The organism is Ginsengibacter hankyongi (assembly GCF_008710285.1).
In the GTDB taxonomy this organism is placed as follows: domain Bacteria; phylum Bacteroidota; class Bacteroidia; order Chitinophagales; family Chitinophagaceae; genus Ginsengibacter; species Ginsengibacter hankyongi.
In genome coordinates this window covers 641947-655202 of the sequence record NZ_VYQF01000002.1, presented here as the reverse complement: position 1 = coordinate 655202, position 13256 = coordinate 641947, and the positions used below count along the sequence as shown (strand labels likewise).

Annotated in this window: 14 protein-coding genes and 1 tRNA gene; 2 read left to right on the top strand and 13 right to left on the bottom strand. The window is 37.6% G+C overall.

The window, feature by feature from the left end:
- Window positions 1-6: 6 nt before the first annotated feature.
- Together FW778_RS23125 and FW778_RS12310 are read right to left on the bottom strand one after the other, a co-directional pair.
- Complete coding sequence (locus tag FW778_RS23125) at window positions 7-147, bottom strand: hypothetical protein (protein WP_202552208.1); 141 nt, start codon at window positions 145-147, stop codon at window positions 7-9.
- A gap of 52 nt (window positions 148-199) precedes the next feature.
- On the bottom strand, window positions 200-523 hold the full coding sequence (locus FW778_RS12310; protein ID WP_150414998.1) for a YtxH domain-containing protein: 324 nt from the start codon (window positions 521-523) through the stop codon (window positions 200-202).
- Window positions 524-782: 259 nt separating this feature from the next.
- Between FW778_RS12310 and FW778_RS12305 the strand changes: the two genes are divergently transcribed.
- Window positions 783-1850: a cytochrome-c peroxidase gene (locus FW778_RS12305; RefSeq protein WP_150414997.1), complete on the top strand. Its 1068-nt coding sequence runs from the start codon at window positions 783-785 to the stop codon at window positions 1848-1850.
- A gap of 151 nt (window positions 1851-2001) precedes the next feature.
- Window positions 2002-2075, top strand: a tRNA-Pro gene (locus FW778_RS12300).
- A 73-nt stretch (window positions 2076-2148) separates the two neighbouring features.
- Here the strand turns inward: FW778_RS12300 and FW778_RS12295 are convergent.
- The 11 genes from FW778_RS12295 to FW778_RS12250 all read right to left on the bottom strand — a co-directional run bounded on the left by FW778_RS12295 (window position 2149) and on the right by FW778_RS12250 (window position 13212).
- Window positions 2149-2523 (bottom strand): hypothetical protein, encoded by a 375-nt coding sequence (locus FW778_RS12295; protein ID WP_150414996.1) that lies wholly within the window; start codon window positions 2521-2523, stop codon window positions 2149-2151.
- A 291-nt stretch (window positions 2524-2814) separates the two neighbouring features.
- The gene (locus FW778_RS12290; RefSeq protein ID WP_202552207.1) at window positions 2815-3918 is read right to left on the bottom strand and encodes a TIGR03118 family protein; all 1104 of its coding nucleotides are present in this window, start codon (window positions 3916-3918) and stop codon (window positions 2815-2817) included.
- Window positions 3919-4220: 302 nt separating this feature from the next.
- A complete protein-coding gene (locus FW778_RS12285; RefSeq protein ID WP_150414994.1) occupies window positions 4221-5609 on the bottom strand; it encodes a serine hydrolase domain-containing protein in 1389 nt (462 codons plus the stop codon).
- 207 nt (window positions 5610-5816) lie between these two features.
- Window positions 5817-6893 carry a serine hydrolase domain-containing protein gene (locus FW778_RS12280; protein ID WP_150414993.1) on the bottom strand — a complete coding sequence of 359 codons (1077 nt, stop codon included), beginning with the start codon at window positions 6891-6893 and terminating at the stop codon, window positions 5817-5819.
- 16 nt (window positions 6894-6909) lie between these two features.
- Window positions 6910-8418, bottom strand: a complete 1509-nt coding sequence (locus tag FW778_RS12275) for a GH3 family domain-containing protein (protein ID WP_150414992.1) — start codon at window positions 8416-8418, stop codon at window positions 6910-6912.
- Between the two features lie 14 nt (window positions 8419-8432).
- Window positions 8433-9491, bottom strand: a complete 1059-nt coding sequence (locus FW778_RS12270; RefSeq protein WP_150414991.1) for a GNAT family N-acetyltransferase — start codon at window positions 9489-9491, stop codon at window positions 8433-8435.
- Between the two features lie 22 nt (window positions 9492-9513).
- Window positions 9514-10551: an aminotransferase class III-fold pyridoxal phosphate-dependent enzyme gene (locus tag FW778_RS12265; RefSeq protein ID WP_202552206.1), complete on the bottom strand. Its 1038-nt coding sequence runs from the start codon at window positions 10549-10551 to the stop codon at window positions 9514-9516.
- Complete coding sequence (locus FW778_RS23580; protein WP_202552205.1) at window positions 10505-10849, bottom strand: aminotransferase class III-fold pyridoxal phosphate-dependent enzyme; 345 nt, start codon at window positions 10847-10849, stop codon at window positions 10505-10507. Before FW778_RS23580 ends, FW778_RS12265 begins: the two co-directional genes overlap by 47 nt.
- 322 nt (window positions 10850-11171) lie before the next feature.
- Window positions 11172-11960, bottom strand: a complete 789-nt coding sequence (locus FW778_RS12260) for a hypothetical protein (RefSeq protein ID WP_150414990.1) — start codon at window positions 11958-11960, stop codon at window positions 11172-11174.
- A gap of 32 nt (window positions 11961-11992) precedes the next feature.
- A complete protein-coding gene (locus FW778_RS12255; RefSeq protein WP_150414989.1) occupies window positions 11993-12451 on the bottom strand; it encodes a hypothetical protein in 459 nt (152 codons plus the stop codon).
- Between the two features lie 104 nt (window positions 12452-12555).
- Window positions 12556-13212, bottom strand: coding sequence for a porin family protein (locus FW778_RS12250; protein WP_150414988.1), 657 nt, complete (start codon window positions 13210-13212; stop codon window positions 12556-12558).
- Window positions 13213-13256: the final 44 nt, after the last annotated feature.

The following is a 13256-nucleotide window of genomic DNA, read 5'->3' as shown; positions in this document are numbered from 1 at the left end:
TCCTTTTTATCGTTTAGCATCAACTTTATTACTGGCAGGTTGCTCTTCAGCAGAGCCTGATTCCTCTTCAAGTTGATGAGCAAAGTTCATTACCCAAATCGACAAAATCACCAACCATTTTTGTCCACATTGCCTAAATTCTTTCATAGATCCTTTACCGTCTATTCTTTCGCCCAGGGCTTTAGTTTTTATAAAGAATTTAAGCGCCTGGGTTAACCTCTGTCGTCGGACTTGCAGGAACATCGCCCTGAGTATTGGATTTAAAGAAATCTTCAAAATGCTGTTCTGCCCCGGGAAAATGTTCTTTAAACATATCTGTTGCTTTATTCTTTAAATCACTAAAGTAATCTTTTGCTGTAGTGCCTGCACTTTCTGCTTCATCTTTCAGCTTATGAAATTTATCTTTTAAAGAATCTGCCATTTTTTGTTTTTCCTCTTCTGTCATTGTGCTGTATTTGTAAGCGCCAAATGCGGCTGCAGCTCCTAATAAAATGGTTGCAAGATGTTTATTATTTACGCTCATGTGATTAATTTTTATTGATTGTTTTTAATCATTACTGGTGATGGTATTACAATAAATCTGCCATAAAAGAAGTATGACCTGTTGGCGGTTTATTTTTTATTTACCTTGATTAGCAACAATCCGAAGGATCTTACACCATCAGTGTTCGAAATTTCACAGATACTAAAGACTAATTTAATAACTACAATCAGAAAGTCAAATGAGAAGGGTCAGTATTTTTCATATTTTGACATTCTAACTTTGCAACAAAGCTTATTTTATGAAAAAGAAAATTGTAGGTATAGTGCTTTGCGCTATAATTGCTTTCTTTTCTTGCAATCAACCCGGCAAAAAAGAATCAAGTAAAACTGCTGTTAACGGCACACAAACGGAGGATTCAACACTTAATATTGCCCGCGGTTTTTTTAAGCCATTACCGCTGGTTGCAGATAACATAGATAATGCAGTTACGGTGCCAAAAGTTCAGCTGGGCAAAGTATTGTACTATGATACCCGTCTTTCCAGAACGGGAAATAACAGTTGTAATTCCTGTCATAATCTTCAAACTTTTGGGGTAGATAATAAGGCCACTTCTACGGGTGATGCCGGTAAGCAGGGAAACCGCAACTCGCCTACTGTTTTTAATGCGGCACTTCAAAATATGCAGTTTTGGGATGGGCGTGCCAAAGACTTAGAAGAACAGGCGGGTATGCCCATTTTGAATCCCGTTGAAATGGCCATTCCGCACAAAGGTTTTTTAGTTGACAGGCTTAATAAAATTCAACTATACCAGGAGATGTTTAAAGCGGCTTTTCCAGGGGAGGCGAAACCTGTTACTTACGAAAATTTGCAAAAAGCGATTGGAGCTTTTGAGCGCACGCTGCTTGCACCATCGAGGTTTGATAAATATATGCAGGGTGACGTAAATGCAATTACCCCCACAGAAAAAGAGGGGTTGAAAGTTTTTATTGCATCGGGCTGCGCCACTTGTCATAATGGAGTAGGAGTTGGAGGAAGCTCCTTGCAGCGGTTTGGATTGGTAACGGATTACCGTACACTGACAAATAGCAAAGTTGATGATGAAGGAAGGAAGGCAGTGACAAAAAATGATGCAGATAAAGATGTATTTAAAGTTCCCGAATTGCGCAACGCCGCCGGCACTTATCCTTATTTTCACGACGGCAGTATAGCCAGCTTGGATTCTGCTGTAAAAATTATGGGAAAGGCCCAGTTAAATAAAACTTTATCAAATAATGAAATAAAAGAAATTGTTGCTTTTTTAAACTCTTTATCCGGTGATGTAAACCCAGATGCAAAAACAATGCCTTCTGAACTTATAAAAAAATAAATCTGTAAAATCGAATTGAGAGCCGTTGCTTTCTACTAAATACCTAAAGCTATATAAATCACTGTTTGAGTTTCTGGGCTAGCCAGAAGTTTTTGTACGTGCTTAAAATTCAAAACGTATTCCTATTTTTGGGTTGAAAAATAATTTAATTCGGGATGTAGCGCAGCCCGGTAGCGCACTACGTTCGGGACGTAGGGGCCGCTGGTTCGAATCCAGTCATCCCGACTGGTAGTTTACCGATATTTCTTTTTTTTGAATCACCATTATTACGGGAGTTCTGGCGAAAGATTAATGTATTTCATTTCGCTAATACTTTTTTTATTCCCTGACACATCGATTTTATTTCGTGATAAGAATCTGATGAATTTTTATTTTTATCCAGTTTGATCTGAACGAACCCGGGATATTTTTTCATATAAAATGTTGTATGATCATCAAGCGTAAGTGTGGCGTCTGTTTTAGTATTTTCAAATGATATGTTGCTTTTACTCCCTATACGCCTGTCTTTGTAATTTTCTATATCTTTTGTCCTGTTTTTAGGGAAATGCGCATTCATAGAATAATATTGACCATCTTCGCTGTAACTAATGCTAATATCATGATCGTTATGCCAACACGAGGTTAATGTAATACATGCAAGGGCACAAAATAATAAAGCCGTTAACTTTTTCATTGTAATTGTTTATGGATGAATAAATAATTAAACTGAACTGACCAATGCCAATTCGGCTATTTATTTAAAGCTGAAGTGATTGAAAAAGTTTGTGAAGTTGAAGTACAAAAATAATAAGGATAGCCACATTTTATTTTTGTTTATATAAATGGGAATAAGAAGCGGATAAGCGGAAAGTGTTTTGCTTTAAATAAAATTGAGTTTCCGATTGCAGCAGGCGTTATCAAATCGTATTATTCATTTCATACGTCACAAAAAAAGGCCGGAAAATTCCGGCCTCTTAATTTATATTTATTTAGAAATCGACATGTCAGTATCGACAGGCGTAATGTAGCCAAATACGCCATCTGACTCATCTTTAGGCCCTGCTGCAAAAAACAGCCAGTTTGGATTTATGGCCGTGGCGGTAACCGGCGCAAAAGATAACCCCCATAACCCATCAATTACAATAGGCTTGCCTTTACTGCGCAACGGGCCGAGAAAAGATCCACTTTCATCATAGGCATTGATACGGCCGTTTCCGAAATTACCTACCAGAATTATATTTACTGAAATATTTGTTGCTCCCCAAAATGAAGCAGGGGTCCATGTAATCCCCCAGGGAGCATTTAATTCTCCATGAGAAATTAAACGTTTTACCAATGTTCCATTCGGATTATAAATATCTACAATGCCGGTACCTGGCCCATGGGCTTCATCAACACCTGTCCCAAGCTTCGCATACACTACATAAACTTTCCCGTCAACATTCTGCACATTAAATGGAGAGTAATCGGCGGGAATTCCAGGATCGATGAAGGGCTTATTTACACTATTCCAAAGTGTATCATATACTTCAACTTTTTTGCCGATAAAATTAGCCACATACAAAAAAGGGACACCTTCGTCCTTGGCAATCGTTATACCTTTATAAACGGCCGCTGAATTATTTTTGGCCACTTCAGCTGCATTGCCTGAGTTCCATCCAGAAATAACACCATCTTCTGACGCAAAAATAAATCGTGCGGGATTGCCATTAGAAAGCCGGAAGCCGGTATTGTTATTGAACACGGCACCGGTTGGAGTTCCCCCCGTAGGCGAAGTACTGGCAGGAATCGTTACCGGCGGCCTCAATGTACTACCTGAAGCATTATAAATATTACTCAACCCTGCTCCATTTGAAGAAACCCATGCGGGGCCTGAAGGGGCAAAGGCTATTCCCCATCCGTTTAACAAGGCGGGGTCTACCGCTAACGCTCCATAGCTGTTGTTTGTAGCGACAAGATTCACTTGCTGAAAATCATTGGTAAAGTGAGAAAAGTGAGGATTTTTTTTACAAGCCTGTAAAGCAACCAGCACAAGTAAAAATGCACTGGCAATCTTAAAGAAACCATTTTTTTGAAAAATCTTTTGCATAAAAATTGATTTAGGATTAAAAAAATTTGAGATGGATTGAGATCGTATATACATAGATATGTATTGGTACATTACAGCATTCGTTGTAATTTTTTTCCAGGGTTAAGAGAAGTAAATTTTAGAGAAAGCCCTTTAAGATATCGTTGCAAAATGGTAAGGAGTTGCCTGTATTTATTTTTAAATAGAAAGTTTTTGGCAAGATGGGAGTAGCTACATTCTCTCCCGAGTGTAAAAGCCGGTTGAGTTTTTATCGATAACACTCTACAATAAAAAGCTGGCTAGAGACTGAGAAGAAATTTATGTTATTGTTGAATACAATCGATAATACTTTTCAAGAAAGCATTTTCATTAAATGAATGATCAAATGTTAGCCCTAACCTTACCACTACTAATTTTTTTGAAGGAATAATGTAGACAAACTGGTAACCATACCCATCGCAATAGTACATATCGACCGGAACATCAGGGAATGCTCTTTGTGAAGGATGCTTTTCATCAAAACCATTTAGCCAAAACTGGAAGCCGTAATTTTTATAAGGATTAGCCTGCGAAGACGTTTGCGTTTGTTTCACCCAGCCAACGGGTAAAATTCTTTCTCCGTTCCAAACACCATCGTTATAATACAGTAACCCAAAGCGTGCATAATCTCTTGCGGTTGCATTAATGTAAGAGGAACCCACATAACTACCGGATGCATCTGGCTCAAATAAAGTATGGTACATGCCTATTCTGTAAAACAATTCTTTGAAAGGAAATGCTGGGTACTCTTTTTCTCCAACTGTTTGTCTTATAATTCGAGAAAGGATATTGCTGTTGCCGCTGGAGTAATAAAAACTAGTTCCGGGTTTGTGAGCCAATGAATGGGAAGCAGCGTAAGCAGCCATGTCGTCTTTTTTATACAGCATGTTAGTTACATCGCTTGCTTTTGTATAATCTTCTTTAAAGTCGAGCCCACTTGTTTGTTGTAATAAATTTTTTATGGTGATCGCATGCCTCGGATCGTTGGGGTCTTTCCATTCAGGCACTGGTGCCGGCTCGTCAATAGTTAATTTTCCGTTTTGAACAAGCGTCCCAATTAATGCCGCGGTAAAACTTTTTGCCATCGACCAACCGTACATTTTTGTATCCTTATTAAAACCCGGTGCATATTTTTCTGCAATTAATTGCCCATCATATAATATTATTACGGCTCTTGTTCTTTGCTTTCTTTTAGGATTCGGTTCTTTGAACGCATTGTCAACAGCCGCTGACAGCTTGTTTTTATTTAAGGCTATTGGAAATGTATCAGCAATTTTATCTCCATACGGCCATTCAATACTATCCGTATTTTGGGAAGGCGGAGCCGGTATTTTAAAAGATTGTGAACGTAATTGTTTTTCACTCATATCATTAATGAGTGTGCAACCACATCCTCTTCTGTAAATAGCCTTTTTTGTTGCCATTCCCCATACTGAACTTGTCACTGACGAATCCTGATAATTAACTTTATTACTGGCAATATTTAACGGAAGTTCACCGAGGTCGCTTGTGTCAATGTCTTTCGGGTCTCTTCCAGAAACAAATACGCAGGTACACATTTGCTTGGCATTATAACCGCTGATTATGGGAAACGAAATCCATGCATAATGAATCACCCATGCCAATGCAAGCAACATAAATAAAAGTAATAATCGAAGAATAATTTTTTTCAAGATATTTTAAATTAATTTAAACAATTGTACGCGAAAAATATTTTTAAATCTTATTCTGTAAATTGATTACTTTTTTTTCAAATTCATTGAGCATATTTTTCACTTTACTCTTTGCATCCGTTCACAATTAATAAAGAATCTCGTTACTCGCCTGTGGCCGTTTATCCGATTGTTTTTCTTGTTTAATAATTTATTTAAAACCGCAACCTAATGCGGGAATACATTTACTATTTTATTCATCAGCCATTCAGCCTTATGAACTGCTGCTGCCTGGTTTAGCGAAAGTATAATACTTAAATCCTGCACTCTGTCATAGTAAACCATAGAGGCATAGGCACTGTTGTGGCCAAAGAATGAATGACCGCAAATTTCCTTTTTCTGAAGACCCATTCCATATTGAATTATCCGTTTTGAAGAACTGCTAATCAAATCAACAATGTCAAAACGCATCATGGCTTTGAGTGTTTCTTCTTTTTTAAAAAGTCGCCCTTTTATAAGGTTGCGGATAAAAACATCAAGATCCATCATTGTGGATATGAGCCCTCCGCCACCCCAGTCAAAAGAGGTATTAATATTTGCTAATGAAAAATTTCCATAGTACGGGAAAACAGTTTGGGCTGGTTCTTTTGAAGATTGATAAAACTCCAGGTAAGTATCTGTTAAGCCAAGCGGTACTATAATTCTTTCTTCAAAAAGCTGGTGCAGAGGTTTGCGTGTCACCTGCTCAATAAGAACTGCGAGCAGTAAGTAATTGGTGTCAGAATAATGAAACCCATCACCTGGCCTGAATGTGGATTTTTTATTTAATCCATATTCAAAATATTTTTCAATCACTAATTTCCAATTCCAGAATTGTGCAGGATTTTGCACAACATAAGTAATAAATTTTTCATCATCCGAAAAATAATCACAAAGTCCGGAACAATGTTTTAGTAAGTGGAGTACAGAAATTTGACCTGAATAATTGCTGCCTGCAAACCAATGCAGCCCGGTTAAATTTTTTTTTACATCTTCATCAATAATATCCAAATAAAAATCTTCTGTATTGAAAAAACCATCTTCCGCTAATTGAAGAACGATTGCTGCAGTAAAAGACTTTGTTATGCTCCCGGTTCTGAAACGACAGGAAGGAGAAATAGCATCACCACCTTCGTCGAAAGTACCCGTGGCACCAAAATACCTTAAGTTTCTTTTGCCATCAGTTAGAGCAAGCATGCAATTATACACGGGAGAATCACCAGTTGGTTTGATTACCAATTTCATCATTTTGTCAAACTGTTCCATTCTTTATTATGGGAAGTTATAATTGTTTGTTAAGCGATAATATATCCTTCAATTGCTGTGCAAGCTGGTAATCGTTTTTTACATGTTGAATTTTTTGTTGCAATCCTGTTTTTCCGGTCACACGGAGAAATTTTTCAAAGCCACCTGAAGGTACAAGCGTAATTTTTAAGGGATTAATTGCTTTATGTACCACCACGTCTTTATAAGAAAAATTTCTGAAACAGATCTTATTATCAAGTTTTTCTGTGAAATAATCCAGGTTCTCAGGCATTTGCCCAAACTCTATAAACCATTCATGATAAGGAAGTGTTCCATCTTCTTTTATATTCGGGGCTACTGTGTACTCAACTATCGTGGCTCCGAATTCATTTGCTGTTTCAGAAATTGATTTGGCGGTTTCTTCCTCTGTAACATGTTCGCCGAATGCAGAAATATATTGCGCAGTTCTTCCGGTAATTTCTATCCGGTGCGGAGAGACAGTTTTAAATCGTACTGTATCTCCATTGATATAACCCCACAGGCCGGCATTGGTGTTTAATACCAGTGCATAGTTAACATGCGGCTCAACATCTTTCAGCGAAATTCTTTTTGCATCTTTCTGATACAATTCATTCACAGGAACAAATTCAAAAAAAATTCCATTGTTCAGCACTAGTTGCATACCTCTTTCTTCAAGCCTGTCCTGGTAAGCAATAAATCCTTCTGTTGATGGATAGGTTTCAAGTACATCAAACGGCATGTTGATATATTTTTTTATTTCTGGCAGAAAAGGTTCATAATACATGCCGCTTAAAAGCAGCAACTTAAAATTTGGATATAATTCTTTAAACTCCTTTCCAGTACGTCTTTTCAAAGCTCTCAGGTACACCAGTAACCACACAGGCATGGCTACAATTGTACGAATATCCTTTCGGGCGGAAACATTGATCATGGCTTCAATTCTTTTCTCATATTCCGGTATAGCGTTTATTTTATCTGAGGGAATCCGAAACCATTTATATATTCCCGGCACACAACTATTGGCAATGGTTGAAATAGGAGCAGCTCTAATCCCATTCACATTCTCAAAAAAATGACCATCAGAAAACAACAGCGCCTTTCCTTTCAGAAAGGAATATTTTTTATAACAAGAAGCATAATTAAGTGCGGCATATTGCGGAGCGTCTACCTGGTTTTTCAGCGAGTCTTTTGTAACCGGGATAAATTTTGTTTTGCTTGTTGTACCTGAAGTTTTACCAAAAAACACCGGCCGACCTCTCCACAACACATCCGCTTCACCCGATTTTATTTTTTCAATATATGGAAGCAACTCTTCGTAATTTCTTAAAGGCACTTTTTTTTTGAAGTCTTCATAATTTTTTATTTCCGAAAAAAAATGATCCCTCCCAAAAAGGGTATTCTTTCCCGTATGAACAAGTTCATTCATCAACTTTTCCTGACAGGCTACAGGGTCAGCAAGCATATTGCTAACCTGCCTGTGTTTTATTTTAATAACCAAAGCTAATAGTGAATCAAAAAAAATCAATTGTATGTTTTAGGTTATATATAATCAAATGCAGATGCAAAAAGTGGTCTCGATTTTAATTCAGTTATTTCTGTTTCATTCAAATCGTGAAAGGATGCCATAATAAAAGCATCAGAGTTTTTGATGAATGAATGCAATAAACCCGGTTTACTATTTTCAAATATTCTTTTTCGCAATGGACAGGATTCTCCCATCCAGTACATAGCTGATTTTAGTTTTTCTTTTGCCAGCAAACCTTCAAATAATTCCATCAACCTGTTTTCATATCCGGGTTTGTAATAAATTCCTTCGAATGCAAGGAACTCAAACTTTTTTGGATTAAACAATTTGTTGAGCAATGGAATGAGCGGAACCACATTCATAATTATTTTTCCCATAAACCCCGGCAGGTTATTGATGACCCAATGCACCCGGTGGAACTGGCAGCCAGCCACAATTTCCCCGTTTTCACGAAGAATACAATAATCATCATGCAGGAAAATGGAATTGAACTGAACAAGGGCATGCTGTTCATATTGTTTCTTCAACAGGCTCATTACTTCATTGCGTATAGCATCCGTTTTTACCTGTTCAATATTTTTAATTGCTTTCGGAAAAAAACGGCTAAACCCGTTCGTCTTTATAACACCGATATTATTATATCCCGCATGCTGCACTGTTTTATAAGATGCACTGTTTCCTTTTTCGACACAGGCAAAAAAAACCGTCTTCTCCTTTTCGTAGTCACGAATGGCTTCCATAACTTTTACTGCATACTTTTTCATCACTCCTTTACCTTTAATTTCTTTAGAGGCAGCAAAATACCGGATGTAATAGCAGTTATATTGCTTATCACCCGCCGAAACCGGAGTATTACAAAAAACTGCAGTGCCTTGCATCTTAGCGTTTTCGTGAATTGCTATCAGGGTGGGATGGTGCATTAAACGGATATGTGCTTCTGTATTTTTATGTTCGTACACAGCGCCGTCATTGCCCCATGCAATGCTGTCCAGGAAGCTCAATGCATCAGCGGGGATGCCCCTGTGTCGCCAGATTGCATAGTCTCCATCCTGGAGTAATAAATGTTTTTCCATATAAAAAGGGAATTAATTTATTTTAAAAAGCAAGCTTGCTGCCGGATTTCTTTTTTATAATACCTTGCTCTTCCAATTGCACACAACTTGCTTTTATTTTTTCTTCGAGTCTCCTTATTATTTCCGGAGTATGGGCCGGGGAAAGAAAACAGTTTCTTCCCTCCCAGACATAGACGCCATTCAGCAACAGTTGATGATACAAAAGGCCTAACTTACCCGGAGTAGTAAACCTGAACAGTGATGCAAAATGATTTACAGAAACCTGGTATTTGTTTTCGTTGAAGAAATCATTTAGTCGTTCACAAAAAGCTGTAGTGGTGTTATTCAAATCATTCAATAATTTTCCTTTCGATTGGTTTAATATTTCCAGCGTTTTAAGCGAAGCAGCCATAGCCAGCGGATGATGACAGAAGGTGCCGGCGACAAAAGTAGATTTCACTGAAGGAACAGATTCATCACCATATTGCCAGAAACCCCCATCCATTGCATCGAGAAATTTTGCTTTACCGGCAACAATGCCAATGGGCAAACCGCCGCCAATCACCTTACCATACGTAACGATATCTGCTGTTACATTAAAATGTTTCTGGCACCCGCCAATATCTGTCCTGAACCCGGTAATCACTTCATCAAAAATCAAAGCAATATTATTTTCTTCAGCTAAGTTTCTTAACTCATGTAAATATTCACGGGGCTGTAATGCAGGGTTACGGCTTTGCACCGGCTCGGTTAAAACCGCAGCAATTTGGTCTTTATTTTTTTTAATAAACTCAAGCGATTCTTCCGAACCATACTCAAGTAGGTATGATTCGTTGAGCATAGATTGAGTAACACCCGGTACAATTTCTTTTGCAAGATGGGTAACCGGATCGCTTTTTAATGAAAGGAGAGAATCAAATGTACCGTGATAAGAGCCTTTAAAAAAAACAAAATAATTTTTTTTGGTGATAGCCTTTGCTATTCTCAACGCCACCATCACCGCTTCGGTACCGGAATTAAAAAAAGCCACTCTTTCAACAGTTGTTGCTTTGGATATTTCTTTTGATAATATTCCGGCCAAAGGAGAAAATGGGACCAACTGACCAGCTTTTGGTCAACTGTTCTTCGATAGCATTTCGAACGGGGAGATAATTATGGCCAAATAAAATTGACCCGAAGCCCATGGTGAGATCAATGTATTCATTGCTATCAATATCATAAACAAAAGGGCCATCAGCCTTGTCACACACCAACGTATAGATCATCTCTTTCATTTCTTTACTGAACCCGGCAGCATTTCGGTTTAGTGCAAAGCATTTGCGGAAATTCTGAGTATGCTGTTTTGTAAGCCGGTTCTTTTGTGATAGTTGATATAGCATGATAAATTATTTAATCAATAGCAGAAACAAAATTTTATGTAGAACATAAGTGGAACAATTAATAGACTTTTTCAAGATTCAGGCAGGAGCAGAGGATCTGTCAATGCGCAAACCTTTAACCTCTGAAGCAAACTTCAATCTGATCTTCTTTTTTAACCGCTGATGATAGGAAATGAAACCCATGCATAGCGGACACCCCAGCCAATTGCTACTAATATAACGATCAGCAATAAACGAAGAATTAATCGCTTCATATTACCATCTGAATTTTTATATCAGCCTAATAAAATTATTCAAAATTGTCAGCATCAAAAATGAAGATTTACTTTTCTCTCATCCCTATCATTACGCCAAATAGTACCCCAATGGCATCTTGCAACGAATTATCAATATCTTTTCGTACCCATATAATGAAGGGCCTTTTTTTAAACTTAACAGCCCCTATGTGTTCACCGTTACTGTTGATAAGTACTGCATCGGCTTTAAATGATGGACGCACTAAAAATAAAGAGTCTTTTTCCGATTTTAAAAATCCCCGCGGCGGTGGTAAAATGATAAATGGAAGTTGCTGGTTTCCCATATTGTTTGAAGACAAATTGTCCAGGCTAAAGGTCCAGGCAGTGGCTGCGTTGTTTCTTTTTATCGTTCCCGAAATCGTGGTTGAATCGCTTAATACTTCATTTTTGCCTTCATCGTTTTTGCTTAATACTTTGCCCAGGAAAGTTTGTCTTTTTTGATTTGATTTATTGGCAACTGCAAACAAAGCTTCAGTCGAATTTTCATCAGTTCCTGCTTGTAATTTGTAAAGCCGGCTTTTGCTGATCGTCATAAATTTACTGTGATCGAAACCATCTGAGCCGGAAAATTCTATTTCGGCACTGTCCTTCTTTTTTTGTTTTAATTTACCGGAATCCAGTTTTATTAAATTCATAGTAAATGTTTGATCTGACCCTGGTTGGGAAAGTGTGAATGTTCCTTGTTTGTAATTCACATTCCACTTTTCGCTATTAGCAATCATAATAGAATCCTCTTTCGACTGGCAACTGCCTTTTGTCGGCGGAAAGCAGAGTAACAGCAGGTAAAATAAATTAACGGAGATTTTCTTTTTCATAATAAATTTTAATTAAGGTTAAATAAAGAGGTTCATTTCAATCTTATTCTAACACCAATTGAAACAAGCTCTGTACTGTTTATTCCCCGAGTTAGCATTACATCTTCTTTTTGCATATAGAACCTAGCTTTCTTTTTATTTGCCTGGCTGGCCAGCGAAATTGGAATAGCAGCTATAAGTAATATAGAGCCTCCGATGCCCAATATATCAGGCGCAGAGCCATAATCATTATGATGAACATTAGGATCGAGTAGCCCCTTAAGACTACTCGCAGCAAGGCCAATACCCGTCAGGCAAATTACTCCGCCGGTAATTCCTATTATTGTGGCAGTTTCTTTTTGGTTATGACTTTTTTTAAGAAGTTTATTATGTTCCAAACATTGAATACTCTTGTGTTGTATAACACTGTCATTTTTTATTTGAGCAAATACATTGGCGTATTGTGCGCTCAATAATAAAATTGTTATTGCAGTTATTAAGCTCGGTTTCATTTGATATGTCTGATAAGAAATTTTTTTGATACTTCGGTATCCGGATTTTTATATGTCAATAATAGATCATGGACATAATAATTTATCCATGATCTTCGCCCTTTTTATTTGTGTTTGTTCCCGCCGAACATGAAGCTGATCCTTATAGAAAAATATTTATTTTTAATGGTGCCCTGTTCATCAGGATTTGTTTGATCACCATTTGAAATATCAGTGAACCCTAAATTATAATTTGCAGAGATTATAAATCCGCCTGCAGATTTGTAACCCGCCATTGCATTAGCTCCCAGGTCCATCTGTTTTAATTCGTCGGTATCTGAACCGAATTTTACTTTATCGTTTGAATTATCGTCCGGAAAATCACTATCTGTGTATTTGTCTCTGCCTGATAGTCCAAGAGCTATTGACGGCCCTGCCCCAATAAAAAATCCATGGGATTTGCCGGCATTATAAACAAAGTTGAGAGGAACTTCTATGTAGTTAAGATTCACGTGATCTTTAACTGTTCCGTCTTTGATCTCGTAACCCTTTTGTACAAAATTTAATGCAGGCTGAAAACCGAAATTCTCACTTAATGGCACATCGAGAAATAAACCTGCGGTTATGCCTGTCTTTAATTTTGGCGATATAGAAATTCCCGCAGCTTTGATAGTTACATTGGCAAACGAGGCGCCGGCTTGTATCCCTACCTTTGTTTGTGCCGATAATAATGATGCCGTTAAGAGAATCATTAACGTCATTAAAAGAGAAATTGATTTCATGATGATTTGTTTTTGGTTTGGAAAATTTGGTTGTTGCTAAAAAT

Bases quoted from the DNA above. Each gene is read 5' to 3' on its own strand.
- FW778_RS12305 (WP_150414997.1), top strand. From the start codon at position 783: ATGAAAAAGAAAATTGTAGGTATAGTGCTTTGCGCTATAATTGCTTTC.
- FW778_RS12280 (WP_150414993.1), bottom strand. From the start codon at position 6,893: ATGGAACAGTTTGACAAAATGATGAAATTGGTAATCAAACCAACTGGT.
- FW778_RS23125 (WP_202552208.1), bottom strand. From the start codon at position 147: ATGAAAGAATTTAGGCAATGTGGACAAAAATGGTTGGTGATTTTGTCG.
- FW778_RS23580 (WP_202552205.1), bottom strand. From the start codon at position 10,849: ATGCTATATCAACTATCACAAAAGAACCGGCTTACAAAACAGCATACT.
- FW778_RS12295 (WP_150414996.1), bottom strand. From the start codon at position 2,523: ATGAAAAAGTTAACGGCTTTATTATTTTGTGCCCTTGCATGTATTACA.
- FW778_RS12260 (WP_150414990.1), bottom strand. From the start codon at position 11,960: ATGAAAAAGAAAATCTCCGTTAATTTATTTTACCTGCTGTTACTCTGC.
- FW778_RS12310 (WP_150414998.1), bottom strand. From the start codon at position 523: ATGAGCGTAAATAATAAACATCTTGCAACCATTTTATTAGGAGCTGCA.
- FW778_RS12270 (WP_150414991.1), bottom strand. From the start codon at position 9,491: ATGGAAAAACATTTATTACTCCAGGATGGAGACTATGCAATCTGGCGA.
- FW778_RS12290 (WP_202552207.1), bottom strand. From the start codon at position 3,918: ATGCAAAAGATTTTTCAAAAAAATGGTTTCTTTAAGATTGCCAGTGCA.
- FW778_RS12250 (WP_150414988.1), bottom strand. From the start codon at position 13,212: ATGAAATCAATTTCTCTTTTAATGACGTTAATGATTCTCTTAACGGCA.
- FW778_RS12255 (WP_150414989.1), bottom strand. From the start codon at position 12,451: ATGAAACCGAGCTTAATAACTGCAATAACAATTTTATTATTGAGCGCA.